This window comes from Microbacterium resistens, from assembly GCF_021172025.1.
GTDB lineage: Bacteria > Actinomycetota > Actinomycetes > Actinomycetales > Microbacteriaceae > Microbacterium > Microbacterium resistens.
In genome coordinates this window covers 605,552-621,062 of sequence record NZ_CP082781.1, presented here as the reverse complement: position 1 = coordinate 621,062, position 15,511 = coordinate 605,552, and the positions used below count along the sequence as shown (strand labels likewise).

At 70.6% G+C, this 15,511-nt stretch carries 13 protein-coding genes; 5 read left to right on the top strand and 8 right to left on the bottom strand.

Annotated features, from left to right (window positions below):
- Window positions 1-9: 9 nt before the first annotated feature.
- Entirely contained in the window at window positions 10-2,616 is a 2,607-nt protein-coding gene (gene valS / locus K8F61_RS02895) for a valine--tRNA ligase (RefSeq protein ID WP_231820619.1), read from the top strand.
- Complete coding sequence (locus K8F61_RS02890; RefSeq protein ID WP_271062558.1) at window positions 2,613-2,876, top strand: hypothetical protein; 264 nt, start codon at window positions 2,613-2,615, stop codon at window positions 2,874-2,876. The genes valS and K8F61_RS02890 overlap by 4 nt, the downstream gene beginning before the upstream one ends.
- A 133-nt stretch (window positions 2,877-3,009) precedes the next feature.
- On the opposite strand, the gene K8F61_RS02885 is transcribed toward K8F61_RS02890, so the two are convergent.
- A complete protein-coding gene (locus K8F61_RS02885) occupies window positions 3,010-4,188 on the bottom strand; it encodes a glycine C-acetyltransferase (protein WP_219084581.1) in 1,179 nt (392 codons plus the stop codon).
- 23 nt (window positions 4,189-4,211) lie between these two features.
- Window positions 4,212-5,255: an L-threonine 3-dehydrogenase gene (tdh, locus tag K8F61_RS02880; protein ID WP_231820618.1), complete on the bottom strand. Its 1,044-nt coding sequence runs from the start codon at window positions 5,253-5,255 to the stop codon at window positions 4,212-4,214.
- A gap of 103 nt (window positions 5,256-5,358) precedes the next feature.
- Here tdh and K8F61_RS02875 point away from each other — a divergent pair, with 103 nt between their 5' ends.
- The 3 genes from K8F61_RS02875 (at window position 5,359) to K8F61_RS02865 (ending at window position 8,941) form a co-directional block, all read left to right on the top strand.
- Window positions 5,359-6,264 carry a LysR family transcriptional regulator gene (locus tag K8F61_RS02875; protein WP_231820617.1) on the top strand — a complete coding sequence of 302 codons (906 nt, stop codon included), beginning with the start codon at window positions 5,359-5,361 and terminating at the stop codon, window positions 6,262-6,264.
- Between the two features lie 39 nt (window positions 6,265-6,303).
- Entirely contained in the window at window positions 6,304-8,358 is a 2,055-nt protein-coding gene (locus K8F61_RS02870) for a M3 family metallopeptidase (protein ID WP_231820616.1), read from the top strand.
- Between the two features lie 85 nt (window positions 8,359-8,443).
- Window positions 8,444-8,941, top strand: a complete 498-nt coding sequence (locus K8F61_RS02865) for a GyrI-like domain-containing protein (protein ID WP_231820615.1) — start codon at window positions 8,444-8,446, stop codon at window positions 8,939-8,941.
- Between the two features lie 17 nt (window positions 8,942-8,958).
- Here the strand turns inward: K8F61_RS02865 and clpX are convergent, their stop codons facing one another.
- The 6 genes from clpX to K8F61_RS02835 all read right to left on the bottom strand — a co-directional run bounded on the left by clpX (window position 8,959) and on the right by K8F61_RS02835 (window position 15,502).
- Window positions 8,959-10,227, bottom strand: a complete 1,269-nt coding sequence (clpX, locus tag K8F61_RS02860) for an ATP-dependent Clp protease ATP-binding subunit ClpX (RefSeq protein WP_067244775.1) — start codon at window positions 10,225-10,227, stop codon at window positions 8,959-8,961.
- Between the two features lie 223 nt (window positions 10,228-10,450).
- A complete protein-coding gene (locus tag K8F61_RS02855) occupies window positions 10,451-11,314 on the bottom strand; it encodes an aldehyde dehydrogenase family protein (RefSeq protein WP_219084576.1) in 864 nt (287 codons plus the stop codon).
- Complete coding sequence (locus tag K8F61_RS02850) at window positions 11,311-12,753, bottom strand: aldehyde dehydrogenase family protein (RefSeq protein WP_231820614.1); 1,443 nt, start codon at window positions 12,751-12,753, stop codon at window positions 11,311-11,313. Before K8F61_RS02850 ends, K8F61_RS02855 begins: the two co-directional genes overlap by 4 nt.
- Before the next feature lie 8 nt (window positions 12,754-12,761).
- A complete protein-coding gene (gene deoC / locus K8F61_RS02845; protein WP_067244769.1) occupies window positions 12,762-13,730 on the bottom strand; it encodes a deoxyribose-phosphate aldolase in 969 nt (322 codons plus the stop codon).
- 29 nt (window positions 13,731-13,759) lie between these two features.
- Window positions 13,760-14,713, bottom strand: coding sequence for a sugar-binding transcriptional regulator (locus K8F61_RS02840; RefSeq protein WP_231820613.1), 954 nt, complete (start codon window positions 14,711-14,713; stop codon window positions 13,760-13,762).
- 138 nt (window positions 14,714-14,851) lie between these two features.
- Complete coding sequence (locus K8F61_RS02835) at window positions 14,852-15,502, bottom strand: ATP-dependent Clp protease proteolytic subunit (RefSeq protein WP_231820612.1); 651 nt, start codon at window positions 15,500-15,502, stop codon at window positions 14,852-14,854.
- Window positions 15,503-15,511: the final 9 nt, after the last annotated feature.

Sequence of the window (15,511 nt, the reverse complement as noted above, 5' to 3'; positions counted from 1 at the left end):
GAGACCTTGATGTCCGCGACCAGCCCGATCCCCGACAAGCCCGCCCTCGAAGGACTCGAAGCGAAGTGGGGCCAGACCTGGTCGGACCAGGGGACGTACCTGTTCGACCGCCTCCGCGCCGCCGAGGCCGGTCGCGACGGCGTGTACTCGATCGACACCCCTCCCCCGACGGCATCGGGGAGCCTGCACATCGGCCACGTGTTCTCGTACACGCACACCGACATCAAGGCACGCTTCGAGCGCATGCGCGGCAAGACCGTGTTCTACCCCATGGGCTGGGACGACAACGGGCTTCCCACCGAGCGCCGCGTGCAGAACTACTACGGCGTGCGCTGCGACCCGTCCCTGCCGTACGACCCCGACTTCACTCCCCCGTTCGAGGGCGGCGACAACAAGTCCAGCCGCGCCGCCGATCAGCTCCCCATCAGCCGACGCAACTTCATCGAGCTGTGCGAGCGGCTCACGGTCGAGGACGAGAAGCAGTTCGAGGCGCTGTTCCGCCAGCTCGGGCTGAGCGTGGACTGGACGCAGACCTACCGCACGATCTCCGACGACACGATCCGGCAGAGCCAGCTCGCGTTCCTGCGCAACCTGGAGCGCGGCGAGGCCTACCAGTCGCTCGCGCCGACGCTGTGGGACATCGACTTCCGGTCCGCGATCGCGCAGGCCGAGCTCGAGGATCGCGAGCAGCCCGCCGCCTACCACACGATCGAGTTCCCCTTCGCGGACGGATCCGGGTCGATCGCGATCGACACGACGCGCCCGGAGCTGCTCCCCGCGTGCATCGCGATCGTGACGCACCCCGAGGGACCCCACAAGCACCTCATCGGCACCCGAGTGCGGACGCCGTTCTTCGGCGCCGAGATCGAGATCCACGGGCACCACCTCGCGCAGCCCGACAAGGGGACGGGCGCGGCGATGGTCTGCACCTTCGGCGACGTGACCGACATCGTGTGGTGGCGGGAGCTGCGCACGGCCGCGGACGAGTCCCTGCCGAACATGACCACGATCGGACTGGACGGCCGGTTCCTCGCCGAGGCGCCCGTCGCCGTCGCCGACGACGACGCCCGCGCCTGGTACGCCGAGAACATGGCGGGCAAGACCGTGTTCAGCGCGCGCAAGGCGCTCGTGGAGAAACTGCAGGAGACCGGCGCCATGACGGCCGTCGGCAAGCCCTTCCAGCACGCGGTGAAGTTCTTCGAGAAGGGCGACCGACCGCTGGAGATCGTGTCGACGCGGCAGTGGTACATCCGCAACGGCGCGCGGGACGAGACGCTTCGCGACCAGCTCCTCGCCCACGGCAAGGAGCTGACCTGGCACCCGGACTTCATGCGCGTGCGCTACGAGAACTGGACCGGCGGCCTCACGGGCGACTGGCTGGTGTCGCGCCAGCGGTTCTTCGGCGTCCCGATCCCGATCTGGTACGCGCTGGACGAGAACGGCGAGCGCGACTACGACCGCGTCCTGACCCCGGACCTCGCCTCCCTGCCCGTCGACCCCACCACCGACGTCCCGCCCGGGTACCGCGAGGACCAGCGCGGAGTGCCGGGCGGGTTCGACGCGGAGAAGGACATCCTGGACACCTGGGCGACCTCCTCCCTCACCCCGCAGCTCGCGGGAGGCTGGCAGCGCGATCAGGAGCTGTGGGATCTGGTCGCGCCGTTCGACCTGCGACCGCAGGGGCAGGACATCATCCGCACCTGGCTCTTCTCGACGATGCTCAGATCCACCCTGGAGGACGGCCGCTCGCCGTGGCGCAACGCAGCGATCTCCGGGTTCATCGTGGACCCCGACCGCAAGAAGATGTCCAAGTCGAAGGGCAACGTGGTCACCCCGGCCGACATCCTCGACGCCCACGGATCCGACGCGGTGCGCTACTGGTCAGCGTCGAGCCGGCTCGGCATGGATGCGGCCTTCGACCCGCAGAACCCGACGCAGGTGAAGATCGGCCGCCGCCTGGCGATCAAGATCCTCAACGCCGCGAAGTTCGTCCTCTCGTTCCCCGTGCCCGAGGGCGCGCAGGTCACGCATGCCTTGGACGCGTCGATGCTCGCCGCCCTCGACCGCGTCGTGGTCGAGGCGACCGCCGCCTACGAGAACTACGACCAGGCGCGCGCGCTGGAGATCACCGAGGCGTTCTTCTGGACCTTCTGCGACGACTATCTGGAGCTCGTGAAGGAGCGCGCGTACGACCGGACGGACGTCGGCCAGGCCTCCGCGGCGCTCGCGCTCCGGCTGGCGCTGTCCACGCTGCTGCGCCTGCTCGCCCCGATCGTGTCGTTCGCGACCGAGGAGGCGTGGTCCTGGTTCGAGGAGGGCTCGATCCACACCGCCGCGTGGCCGGCGCCGCTGGGCACGGACGGCGACCCTGCGGTGCTGGCGACCGCGAGTGAGGCGCTGATCGGCATCCGACGGGCCAAGACCGAGGCGAAGGCCTCGCAGAAGACGCCGGTGTCGCACGCGACCGTCTCGGCGCCGGCGGATCGCCTGGAGGCGCTGCGCGCCGCCGCCGACGACCTCCGCGCCGTCGGGCGCATCGCCCGGCTCGATCTCGCAGAGGGCGAGGAACTGAGGGTCACCGACATCGAGCTGGCCCCCGTGGAGGCGTCGTCATGATGCAGCTGGGGACGCGATGGGCCGCGGGATCCGAGCCGCCGGCGTCCGTTCCGGCGGCGCTGCGCCCCGCGATCGCGGAGGCCGAGGCGCGCAGCGTCGCCGACGGCACGCTGAGCCTCGCGACCGGCCCCCTCAACGTCCTGCGGGGCACGTGGACGCTCACCTGGCTCGAGGGACGGCCGATCGCCGAGCTCGACACGGGCTGGGAGGTCCAGCGCACCGCGACCGGCGAGGTCGTCGTCCGTCCGTTCGAGGACTGACCCGGTCGGCTCTCCTCCGCCGAGACCCCCTCTCCGCACCGAGACCCCCTCTGAGATACGTCTTTCAGAGGGGGTCTCGGCGGTGCGAGGGGGTCTCGACGGAACGGATCGCCCGGCGCGACGCCGACCCGGGTCAGGCCACCGCGGCCCGCGCGGCGACGAAGGCCGCGACGCAGCGCTCGACCTGCTCCGGCGTGTGCGCGGCGGACAGCTGCACCCGGATCCGCGCCTTCTCACGCGGGACCACCGGGAAGCTGAAGGCGGTCACGTAGACGCCCTGCCGCTGCATCTCCGCCGCGATCCGCGCCGTGAGCGCGGCATCGCCGAACATGACCGGCACGATCGGGTGCTCGCCGGGAAGGAGGTCGAACCCCTCCTCGGTCATACGCGCGCGGAACAGTGCCGCGTTGTCGCGCAGCCGTGCGCGAAGAGCGCCAGACCCCTCGACGAGATCGAGCGCCGTGAGCGTGCCCGCCACGATCGAAGGGGCCAGCGTGTTGGAGAACAGGTACGGGCGCGCACGCTGACGCAGCAGCGCGACGATGTCCTCGTGGGCGGCGACGTACCCGCCCGAGGCCCCGCCCAGCGCCTTGCCGAACGTCCCCGTGTAGATGTCGACCCGGCCCTCGACGCCGCACAGCTCGGGCGTTCCCCGCCCGTGCTCGCCGACGAACCCCACCGCGTGCGAGTCGTCCACGAAGACCAGCGCGTCGTACCGCTCCGCGAGGTCGCAGATCTCCGCCAGCGGAGCGATGTACCCGTCCATGGAGAACACCCCGTCGGTCACGATCACGCGGAACCGCGCGTCCTGAGAGGCCCGGAGCTGCTCCTCCAGATCCGCCATGTCACGGTTGCGGTATCGCAGCCTCCGCGCCTTGGAGAGCCGGATGCCGTCGATGATCGAGGCGTGGTTGAGCTCGTCCGAGATGATCGCGTCCTCGGCCGAGAACAGCGTCTCGAAGACACCGCCGTTCGCATCGAAGCACGAAGAGAAGAGGATCGCGTCGTCGGTTCCGAGGAACGCGGCCAGGCGCCGTTCGAGCTCGAGATGCTGCTCCTGCGTGCCGCAGATGAAGCGCACGCTGGCCAGGCCGTAGCCCCAGTCGTCCAGAGCCGACTTGGCGGCCTCACGGATCCGCTCGTCGTCGGCCAGGCCCAGGTAGTTGTTCGCGCAGAAGTTCAGCACCTCCGCGCCATCCGCGATGATCTCGGCGCTCTGCGGGCCGCGGATGCCGCGCTCGTGCTTCGTCAGCCCGGCCTGCTCGATCCCGTCCAGCTCCGCGGCGACGTGCGCCTGGAATGCCCCGTACATGTGGTTTCTCCTTGTCGTGCGGCTCAGAGCCGCGTCCAGTCGAGGATGATCTTCCCGGTCCCTGCCGATGCGGCGGCGTCGAATCCACGCTCCCAGTCCGAGGCCGGGATGACATCGGCGATGATCCGGCCGATGGCGTCGCGCAGCGCCGGGCTCGTATGGAGCATCGCCCCCATGGCGTTCCAGGTCTCGAACATCTCGCGCCCGTAGATGCCCTTGATCGTCAGCATGTGCGTCACGATCTTGCCCCAGTCCACGCCGAAGGGCGCGCTGGGCAGCCCCAGCATCGCGATGCGACCGCCGTGGTTCATGTTCTCGATCATGGTCGGCAACGCCGCAGGCGCCCCGCTCATCTCGAAGCCCACGTCGAAGCCCTCCTTCATTCCGAGGGCCTTCTGGGCGTCGCGCACGTCGGAGCGCGACACGTCCACGACCTCGTCGGCGCCCATCGCCCGTGCCAGCTCCAGCCGCGGGGCGCTGATGTCCGTGGCGGTGATGAATCGCGCCCCGGCGTGGCGGGCGACGGCGATCGCCATGAGCCCGATCGGGCCGCAGCCGGTGACCAGGACGTCCTCCCCGATGACGGGGAACGCGAGCGCGGTGTGCACGGCGTTGCCGAGCGGGTCGAAGATCGCGCCGAGCTCCGGTTGAACGTCGGGGTTGTGCACCCAGACGTTCGCCGCGGGCAGGGCAAGGTACTCGGCGAACGCGCCGTCGCGGTGCAGGCCGAGTCCGATCGTGCGGATGCACATCTGGCGTCGGCCCGCCCGGCAGTTGCGGCACATCCCGCACACGATGTGCCCCTCCCCGGATACCCGGTCGCCGACCTGGATGTCGTGGGCGAGGGCTCCGACCTCCACGACCTCTCCGTAGAACTCGTGCCCGGGGATGAGCGGGGCACGGATCTCGGAAGCCGCCCAGTCGTCCCACCGGCGGATGTGCAGATCGGTGCCGCAGATGCCGGTCCGCAGCACGCGGATGACCACCTCGTCCGGTCCCGCCACCGGATCCGGGCGATCCACGAGCGCCAGGCCCTCGTGCGGGCCGTCCTTGTACAGAGCCTTCATGCTCCGATCACACCCCGACGCTCGTTGAAGATCAATGACCAGTTCCTGGATCGACGATTCAGTCATGCTTCATCCGATGCGGAATCCGTGCTTGGATGGACCGATGCACCTGCACCAGCTCCAGATCCTCCGGGAGCTCGGAGCGCTCGGGAGCGTGACCGCTGTCGCCGAGGCGCTGCACGTGTCCCCCTCCGCCGTCTCGCAGCAGCTCGCCGCGCTCCAGCGCGGCGTGGCGACCCCGCTCACCCGGCGGCAGGGGCGCACGCTCGTGCTCACCGCGGCGGGCGAGGTTCTCGCCGAGGCCGGAGCCACGGCGCTCGATGCCATGGCGGCGGCGCGCAACGCGGTGGACCGGTTCGAGGCCTCGCCCGCCGGGATCGTGACCGTGAGCGGATTCCTCAGTGCCGCGCAGGCGCTGTTCGGCCCGCTCATCCGCGAGCTGGGCGGCGGCGACGCGCCGACGGTGCGGTTCACGGACGAAGACGTCGCACAGAGCGAGTTCCCCGGGCTCACTGCGCGGTACGACCTCGTGCTCGCCCATCGCATGGAGCACAGTCCGCCCTGGCCCCGCAGCGGCATCCGCGTGGTGCCTCTCGCCGCGGAGCCGCTCGACGTCGCGCTCTCGCCGACGCACGCGCTCGCCGCGCGGACGCGGCTCGCACCCGAGGAGGTCGTCGGCGAGCGGTGGGTCACCAGCCGCGCCGGGTACTCCCCCGACGACGTGCTGCGCGCGATCGCCGCGGTCACGAACCGCCCGGTCGACGTGGTGCATCGGATCAACGACTACGGGGTCGCGGCCTCCGTCATCGCCGCCGGGGATGTCGTCGGGATGCTGCCGCGCTACACCTCGGTGGTGGCCGACGCCACGGGCGTCGTGCGTCGTCCGCTCACGGGGGTGAGCACCAACCGCATGATCGACCTCCTCGCACGGCCGGAGAACCTGCGGCGCCGGTCGGTGCGCCTCGTCGCCGAGGCCTTGGAGCGGGTGATGGCGACGCTCACGGCGTGACGCGACCGCTGTCCGCGAGCCCGCCCCTAGGCTCGGAGGATGACCGCCGACGCGAACCCGTTGCTTGCGCCCTCGCCGCTGCCCTACGCGCTCCCCGACTACTCCGTCATCCGCCCCGAGCACTACCTTCCCGCCTTCCACGCGGGGTTCGCGCAGCAGCGTGCCGAGGTCCGCGCCATCGCGGACGACCCGGCGGCGCCGACGTTCGAGAACACGATCGAGGCCCTCGAGCACAGCGGAGAGCTGCTGGATCGCGTCGCCCATGCGTTCTACACGGTCAGTTCGGCGGACGCCACCGAGGACATCCAGGCGATCGACGAGGAGCTGGCGCCCCTCATGTCCGCGCACCAGGACGCCATCAGCCTCGATCCCGCCCTCTTCGCCCGCGTCACGGCGGTGAACGACCAGCTCGGGCAGCGGTCCGATCTCACCGCGGAACAGCGCTACCTGACGCATCGCCGGCACCGCGAGATGCTGCTGTCGGGGGCCGGACTGGACGCCGAGTCGAAGGCGAGACTGACGGCGCTGAACCAGCGGCTGTCCGCGCTCGGGACGGCCTTCGAGAAGAACCTGCTCGCCGAGACGAACGACCTCGCGGTCGTCTTCGAGGACGCCGACGAGCTCGCCGGTCTCAGCGCCGGGGAGCTCTCGGCCGCCGCGCGTGCCGCCGCGGAGCGCGGTCTCGACGGACGCTACCTCGTGACCCTGCCGCTGTTCACCGGGCACCCGTACCTGTCCGCCCTGCGTCATCGCGAGAGCCGGCGGAGGATCATGGCGGCCTCGCGGTCCCGGGCCTCGCGAGGCGGGCCCCACGACAACCGCGGGGTACTGGCCGAGATCGCCGTCCTCCGCGCCGAGCGCGCGCAGCTGCTCGGCCACGGCTCGCATGCCGCCACCGTGACCGCGGACGAGACCGCCGGCACCCCCGAGGCGGTCGAGCGCATGCTGAAGGACCTGGCGCGTCCGGCGGCACGCAACGCCGCGGCGGAGAAGGCCGCGCTCCAACGCATCGTCGACGACACGGAGCCGGAGCCCTTCCGGATCGAGGCCCACGACTGGGCCTTCTACACGGAGAGACTGCGCACGCAGCGCTACGACATCGACTCGGCGGCCCTGCGGCCCTGGTTCGAGGCCGAGCGGGTCCTCCACGACGGTGTCTTCGCCGCGGCCACGGACCTGTACGGCATCACGTTCGCCGAGCGACCCGACCTGCCGGCCTACCACCGTGACGCGCGGGTCTTCGAGGTGTTCGAGGAGGACGGGTCGCCGCTCGGGCTGTACGTCCTCGACCTCTACACCCGCGACAGCAAGCGCGGCGGCGCGTGGATGAACCCGATCGTCTCCCAGTCGGCGCTGCGCGGCACCCTCCCCGTCGTGGCGAACAACCTCAACGTCGCGCGTCCCGGCGACGGCGAGGCGACCCTGCTGACGCTCGACGAGGTCACGACCCTGTTCCACGAGTTCGGGCACGCGCTGCACGGCCTGCTCGCCCGGGTGACGTACCCGCACTTCTCGGGGACGAACGTCTTCCGGGACTTCGTGGAGTTCCCGAGTCAGGTCAACGAGATGTGGATCCTCTGGCCGGAGGTCGTCGCGCGGTACGCGCGCCACCACGAGACGGGCGAGCCCCTTCCCGCGCATCTCGTCGAGACCTTGAGGGCGACGGAGGCCTTCGGTCAGGGCTTCGCCACGAGCGAGTATCTCGCCGCCGCCTGGCTGGATCAGGCGATCCACCGGATCGGCCCCGGCGACAGCCTGGACGACATCGGCGGGTTCGAGGCCGCGGCGCTGGCCGAGATCGGGCTCGACGATCCCGCGGTGCCCCCGCGGTACTCGGCCGCGTATTTCGCGCACGTCTTCTCCGGCGGATACAGCGCGGGGTACTACTCCTACATCTGGAGCGAGGTCCTCGATGCCGACACGGTCGAGTGGTTCCGGGAGAACGGCGGCCTCACCCGGGAGAACGGCGAGCGGTTCCGGCGCCGCCTTCTGGGCGTCGGAGGTTCGAAGGACCCGCGGGAGGCGTACCGCGACTTCCGTGGGCGGGACGCGGAGATCGACCCCCTCCTGAAGCGGCGCGGCCTGGACGCCTGACCGTGGCGCCCCGCGTCCGTCGTGCAGGGCCTATCCTGGCCATGGGAGCCCCGGAGGCGATCCCACTCTCGAACCCGGAGGATCCATGACCGCGTTCCCCGAACAGCCCTTCGGCCCCGCCGATGCCCTCACGCTCGACGACGTCCCGCTGGCGGTGATCCGGCACGAGGGGCTCCGCATCGCCGACCTGCGCGACGTGTTCGACACCGGCTACGCCGAGATCGGCGCGGCCTTCGCCACGGGTGAGCTGGTCCCGACCGGGCCAGCCATCGCGGCGTACTTCGGCGACCCCCGCGAGACGTTCGACCTGGAGCTCGGGTTCCCGGTCGCGGAGTCGCCGACGGAACCGATCCCCACCGCGTCCGGAGCACGGATCATCGCGTCGGCGTTGCCGACCGGCCCGGCAGTGGCGACCACCGTCCACGGGTCCTACGAGAATCTCGGCGCGGGTTGGATGACCCTGGCCGAACGCGCGGCGGCCGACGGCGGTCGCCCGCGCGGGATCTGGATCGAGGTGTACGTCTCTGATCCGGGGACGAATCCCGCCGATCTGCGCACCGACCTGATCCTCCCCCTCGCCTGAAACGCCGCGGGGCCGGTTCAGGCGCTCTTGCGCTTGCGGTTCAGCACGAGCGTGGGCGGAGCGCCCTCGTCGACGGCTGCGCGCGTGACGACGACCTTGGACACGTCTTCGCTCGACGGGATCTCGAACATGATCGGGCCGAGCACGTCCTCCAGGATCGCCCGGAGTCCGCGCGCGCCGGTCTTGCGCTCCACGGCCAGGTCGGCGATGGAGCGCAGCGCCTCCTCCTCGAACTCCAGCTCCACGCCGTCCAGCTGGAACATCCGTTCGTACTGCTTGACGAGGGCGTTGCGCGGGCCGGTGAGGATGTCGATGAGGGCGGCCTGGTCGAGCGGGGACACCGAGGCGACGACGGGCAGACGACCGATGAACTCCGGGATCAGACCGAACTTGTGCAGGTCCTCCGGCAGGACCTCGCTGAAGAGGTCCAGGTCCTTCCCCTTGTCGTGCAGCGGAGCGCCGAAACCGACCCCGTGCTTGCCGACACGGGAGGAGATGATGTCCTCCAGCCCGGCGAAGGCGCCCGCGACGATGAAGAGCACGTTCGTCGTGTCGATCTGCAGGAACTCCTGGTGCGGGTGCTTGCGTCCGCCCTGTGGCGGGACCGAGGCCACCGTGCCCTCGAGGATCTTCAGGAGGGCCTGCTGCACGCCCTCACCGGACACGTCCCGGGTGATCGACGGGTTCTCCGCCTTACGGGCGATCTTGTCGACCTCGTCGATGTAGATGATGCCCTGCTCCGCGCGCTTGACGTCGTAGTCGGCGGCCTGGATCAGCTTGAGGAGGATGTTCTCCACGTCCTCGCCGACGTAGCCCGCCTCGGTGAGCGCGGTCGCGTCCGCCACCGCGAACGGCACGTTCAGACGCTTCGCGAGCGTCTGGGCGAGATAGGTCTTGCCGCACCCGGTCGGCCCGATGAGCAGGATGTTGCTCTTCGCGATCTCGACTTCGTCCGCCTTCTGCTCGGCGGGCTGCAGCGTCCCGTGAGCGCGCACGCGCTTGTAGTGGTTGTAGACGGCCACGGCCAGCGCCTTCTTCGCCGGCTCCTGACCGACGACGTACTCCTCGAGGAAGGAGAAGATCTCGCGCGGCTTGGGCAGTTCGAAGTCCGCCACCGCCCCGCCGGCCGACTCCGCCATCCGCTCCTCGATGATCTCGTTGCAGAGCTCGACGCATTCGTCGCAGATGTAGACGCCGGGGCCGGCGATCAGCTGCTGCACCTGCTTCTGGCTCTTTCCGCAGAAAGAGCACTTGAACAGGTCGGCGCTCTCACCGATTCGTGCCATTCGCGGCCTCCTCCAGGCTCCCTGAGATCGTCCTTCGAGCCTAACCGGTGCATCCGACAGCGGCGCGGAGCGGCGCGCATCGCGTCGGATCGCATCCGCGCGGCGACCGCCCGTCTTCCGCTGCCGCCCGGCTCACCCGGGATCGCGCAGGAACACGGCGAGGACCCGCACCGTCAGACGGCGGTGCGGGCCCTCGCCTCCGCGGCTCGGTCCGGATCCCGGCTCAGACCATGCTCTTCGTGTGCCAGACGGTCTTCGTCTCCACGAACGCGGTGATCCTCTCCAGGGACGGGTCGACCGCCGCCGTGCCGGACACCGGCGGCAGCACGCGCTTCAGCGTCTCGGCGGCGGCGATCTGCAGATCGACCCAGTCGAGCTCGCCCGCGCCGGCGAGATCCAGCGCGTTGACGTCGGCGTGCGAGGCCAGCCACGGGGCGATCTCGGCCGGCGACCCGGTCAGCACGTTCACCACCCCGCCGGGGACATCGCTCGTGGCGAGAACCTCCGCGAGGCTGATCGCGGACAGCGGGTAGCGCTCGCTCGCCACCGCCACGACGGCGTTGCCCGTGACCAGCGCGGGCGCGAGCACCGACACCAGCCCGAGCAGCGCCGAGTCCTGCGGGGCCACGACGACGACCACTCCGGTCGGCTCGGGGACGGAGATGTTGAAGTACGGCCCGGCGACGGGATTGGCGTTGCCCGCGACCTGGGCGTACTTGTCGCACCAGCCCGCGTACCAGACCCACAGGTCGATCGCGGCGTCCACCTGCGCGCCGGCCGCCGCGGCGGAGACCCCCTCCTGGGCGGCGATCTCGTCGATGAACTGCGCGCGCCGGCCCTCGAGGATCTCGGCGACGCGGTAGAGGACCTGACCGCGGTTGTACGCCGTGGCGCCGGACCAGCCCTTCACGGCCGCCCTCGCCGCGACGACCGCGTCCCTCGCGTCCTTGCGCGAGGCCTTCGCGGCGTTCGCCAGGAAGGCGCCCTTCGCCGACTGCACCTCGTAGGTGCGTCCGGACTCGCTGCGCGGGAAGGCGCCGCCGATGGCCAGCTTGTACGTCTTGGGTACCGTCAGCCGCTTGCTCACGCCGCTGCTCCCTTCAGGTAGGCCGTCAGCCCGTGTCGTCCGCCCTCGCGGCCGTATCCGGACTCCTTGTATCCGCCGAACGGGCTGGAGGGGTCGAAGCGGTTGAAGGTGTTCGCCCACACGACCCCGGCGCGCAGGCGGTCGGCGACGGCGAGGATCCGCGAGCCCTTGTCGCTCCAGATCCCCGCGGAGAGGCCGTAAGGGGTGTTGTTCGCCTTCGCGATCGCCTCGGCCGGAGTCCGGAAGGTCAGCACAGACAGCACGGGCCCGAAGACCTCCTCCCGGGCGATGCGGTGCGACGCCTCGACGCCGGTGAAGATGGTCGGGGCGAACCAGAAGCCCTTGTCGGGGATCACGCAGTCCGCGGTCCATCGCTCGGCGCCCTCGGCCTCGCCGATGTCACTGAGCTCGCGGATGCGGGCCAGCTGGGCGGCGGAGTTGATCGCGCCGATGTCGGTGTTCTTGTCGAGCGGGTCGCCGAGCCGGAGGGTCGAGAGCCGGCTCTTCAGACGGTCGAGCACCTCGTCCTGGATCGATTCCTGCACGAGCAGCCGGCTGCCGGCGCAGCAGACGTGGCCCTGGTTGAAGAAGATGCCGTTGACGATGCCCTCCACGGCCTGGTCGATCGGCGCGTCGTCGAACACGATGTTCGCGGCCTTGCCGCCCAGCTCCAGCGTCAGCTTCTTGGGGGTGCCTGCGACGGCCTTCGCGATGTCCCGGCCCACCGCCGTCGACCCGGTGAACGCGACCTTGTCGACGTCGGGGTGCCGGACAAGGGCGGCGCCGGTCGCCCCGGCACCGGTGACGATGTTGACGACGCCCGGCGGCAGATCCGCCTGCTGCAGGATCTCGGCGAAGAGCAGGGCGGTGAGGGGCGTCGTCTCGGCCGGCTTGAGCACGACCGTGTTGCCCGCCGCGAGCGCCGGGGCGAGCTTCCAGGCGAGCATCAGCAACGGGAAGTTCCAGGGGATGACCTGTCCGGCGACGCCGAGCGACGCCGGATTGGCCCCGAGGCCGGCGTGATCCAGCTTGTCCGCCCACCCCGCGTAGTAGAAGAACCAGGCCGCGACGAGCGGCACGTCGACATCGCGGCTCTCCTTGATCGGCTTGCCGTTGTCGAGGCTCTCCGCCACGGCGAGCTCGCGCGCGCGCTCCTGCACGAGGCGGGCGATGCGGAACAGGTACTTGCCGCGGTCGCGACCGCTCATGCGCGACCAGGTCTTCTCATAAGCGCGTCGTGCTGCGGCGACCGCGCGGTCGACGTCCTGTTCATCCGCCGACGCGATCTCCGCGATGCGGGACTCGTCGGACGGGGAGATGGTGACGAAGCTCGGGCCCGCGCCGTCGACGAACTCGCCGTCGATGAACAGCCCGTAGCTGTCACGCAGGTTCAGGATCGCCGTAGACTCCGGCGCCGGAGCGTATTCCAGGAATGACATGCGTGCTCCTAGTCGATCGTGACGTAGTCGGGGCCGGAGTAGTGGCCGGAGGTGAGCTTCTGCCGCTGCAGCAGGACGTCGTTGAGCAGGCTCGACGCGCCGAAGCGGAACAGGTGCGGCTGCAGCCAGTCCTCCCCGGCCGTCTCCGCGACCGTGACGAGGTACCGGACCGCATCCTTGGACGAACGGATCCCGCCGGCCGGCTTCACGCCGATCCGCTCCCCCGTCGCCCGATGCCAGTCGCGCACCGTCTCCAGCATGAGCAGCGTCGTCGGCAGCGTCGCTGCGGGCTGGACCTTGCCGGTCGAGGTCTTGATGAAGTCCCCGCCCGCAAGGATGCCGAGCCACGACGCGCGCTTGATGTTGTCGTAGGTGTTGAGCTCGCCGGTCTCCAGGATCACCTTGAGAGAGGCGTAGCTGCCGTCCTCACGGCGGCAGGCCTCCTTCACCCGGGCGATCTGGTCGAACACCTGGCCGTAGCGCCCCGCCAGGAACGCGCCGCGGTCGATCACCATGTCGATCTCGTCGGCACCGGCCGCCACGGCGTCCGCCGTGTCGGCGAGCTTGATGTCCAGCGAGGCGCGACCGGAGGGGAAGGCCGTGGCGACCGCGGCCACCGAGATGAGACCGTCGTCGGGATCCCCGTGCATCGCGCCGAGCGCTTCCACGGCGTGCGGGACCATGTCCCCGTAGACGCACACCGCCGCGACCCGCGGAGTGGACGGGTCCGCGGCGTCGGGGGTCCTCGCCTTCGCGACGAGCGAGCGCACCTTGCCCGGCGTGTCCGCGCCTTCGAGGGTCGTGAGATCGATCAGCGAGATGATCCGATCCAGCGCCCACGCCTTGGACGAGGTCTTGATCGACCGCGTCGCCAGGCCCGCGGCGCGCTGCTCGAGACCGACGGCGTCCACCCCCGGGAGGCCGTGCAGGAAGCGGCGCAGCGTGAGGTCGTCGGGCTCTGCGCCCAGCACCTCCACGGCTGTCCTGCGGGTGAGTTCGCGTGTGGTCACTTGTCCTCCAGGAGGGTCAGGGCGGTCTCCTCATCGGTGACCACCGCGGTGCACAGGCCCGCCGCGACGACGGTCCGCGCGATGTCGTGCTTGGCGGTTCCGGCCGTGACGAAGACGGCCGTCTCCGCCGCGCGCAAGCGTTCCAGCGGCAGGCCGACGGTGCGGGCGTCCAGCTCGGGGTCGACGGTGTTCCCGTCGGCGTCGATGTAGCGTCCGAGGACGTCTCCCACCGCGCCGCGACGGGCCAGCTCGTCGATGTCGCCGGGTTCGAGGTATCCGTTCTCGACGTGCGCGGACCGGTGGTCGCACGCCCCTGCCGTGAACAGATAGGTGTCGGCCGCGGCGGCGAGATCGAGGACGCCGGCGACGGTGCGGTCCGCCTCGATCGCCTGCTTCGTCTCGAGCCTCTCGAGGATCGCCGGGCTCGGCAGGAGCGCGACACGGCCGGAGGCACGCTGGGCGATCGTCGACGCCAGCGTCGCCGCTCCGCCGGGACGCCGGTTGACGCTCACGCCGCCGTTCATCTGCACCACGGTCACGCCGTGCGCCCAGCCCTGGGGAAGATGTTCGGAGACCGCCGTGAGCGTACGCCCCCAGCTCACCCCGAGCGTGCGCGGTACCGGCCGAAGGGCCGCGAGGTGGTCGGCCGCGGCCTGCGCGACGCGATCGAGCAGGTCCGCCTCGTCCGCGACGGCCGGGACGACGACCGCGTCCGCGAGGCCGAACCGCTCGCGCAGCGTCCGCTCGACGCCGAGGCGACGGGCACGCGGATGGATGATCTCGATCCGGACGATGCCGTCGCTGCGGGCCTGGGCCAGGAGCCGGCCCACCTTCCATCGAGAGATGCCGAGCAGCGAGCCGATCTCGTCCTGGGTGCGGTCCTCGTCGTAGTACAGCTCGGCCACGCGCACGGCGAGCAGCTCATCGTCCGGGGCCGGGGTGGGGGTCACCCTCCCGAGGATACGCGTGTTCCCACACTCGCGCACGCCTTTGCTCATATGCGCAGAGAGCTCCCGGCGCCTGCGCAATCGCGGGACGACGAAGGGGCGGAACCGGATTCCCGGCCCCGCCCCTTCGACGTCGTCTCGTCAGCCCAGCGCCTGGCGCTTCCGGCTCGTGAGGACCTGGTCCACGATGCCGTAGTCCTTGGCCTCCTCCGCCGACAGGATCTTGTCGCGATCGATGTCGCGGTTCACCTGCTCGGGGCTCTTGCCGGTGTGGCGGGCCATCGTCTCCTCCAGCCAGGTGCGCATCCGCAGGATCTCCGCCGCCTGGATCTCGATGTCCGACGCCTGACCGTGCCCAGCCTCGCCCATCGCGGGCTGGTGCATGAGCACGCGCGCGTTCGGGAGGGCGAGGCGCTTCCCGGGCGCACCGGCCGCCAGGAGCACGGATGCCGCCGACGCCGCCTGGCCCAGCACCACGGTCTGGATCTGCGGCGCGACGTACTGCATCGTGTCGTAGATCGCCGTCATCGCGGTGAAGGAGCCACCGGGCGAGTTGATGTACATCGTGATGTCGCGCTCGGAGTCCTGGCTCTCCAGGACGAGGAGCTGAGCCATCACGTCGTCGGCCGAGGCGTCGTCCACCTGCACGCCGAGGAAGATCACTCGATCCTCGAACAGCTTGTTGTACGGGTCCTGGCGCTTGAACCCGTACGCCGTGCGCTCCTCGAACTGAGGGAGCACGTAGCGGCTGGAGGGCAGGTTTCCGGCGGAGCGGAACGTGGGTGTGTACATGTGGGTCCT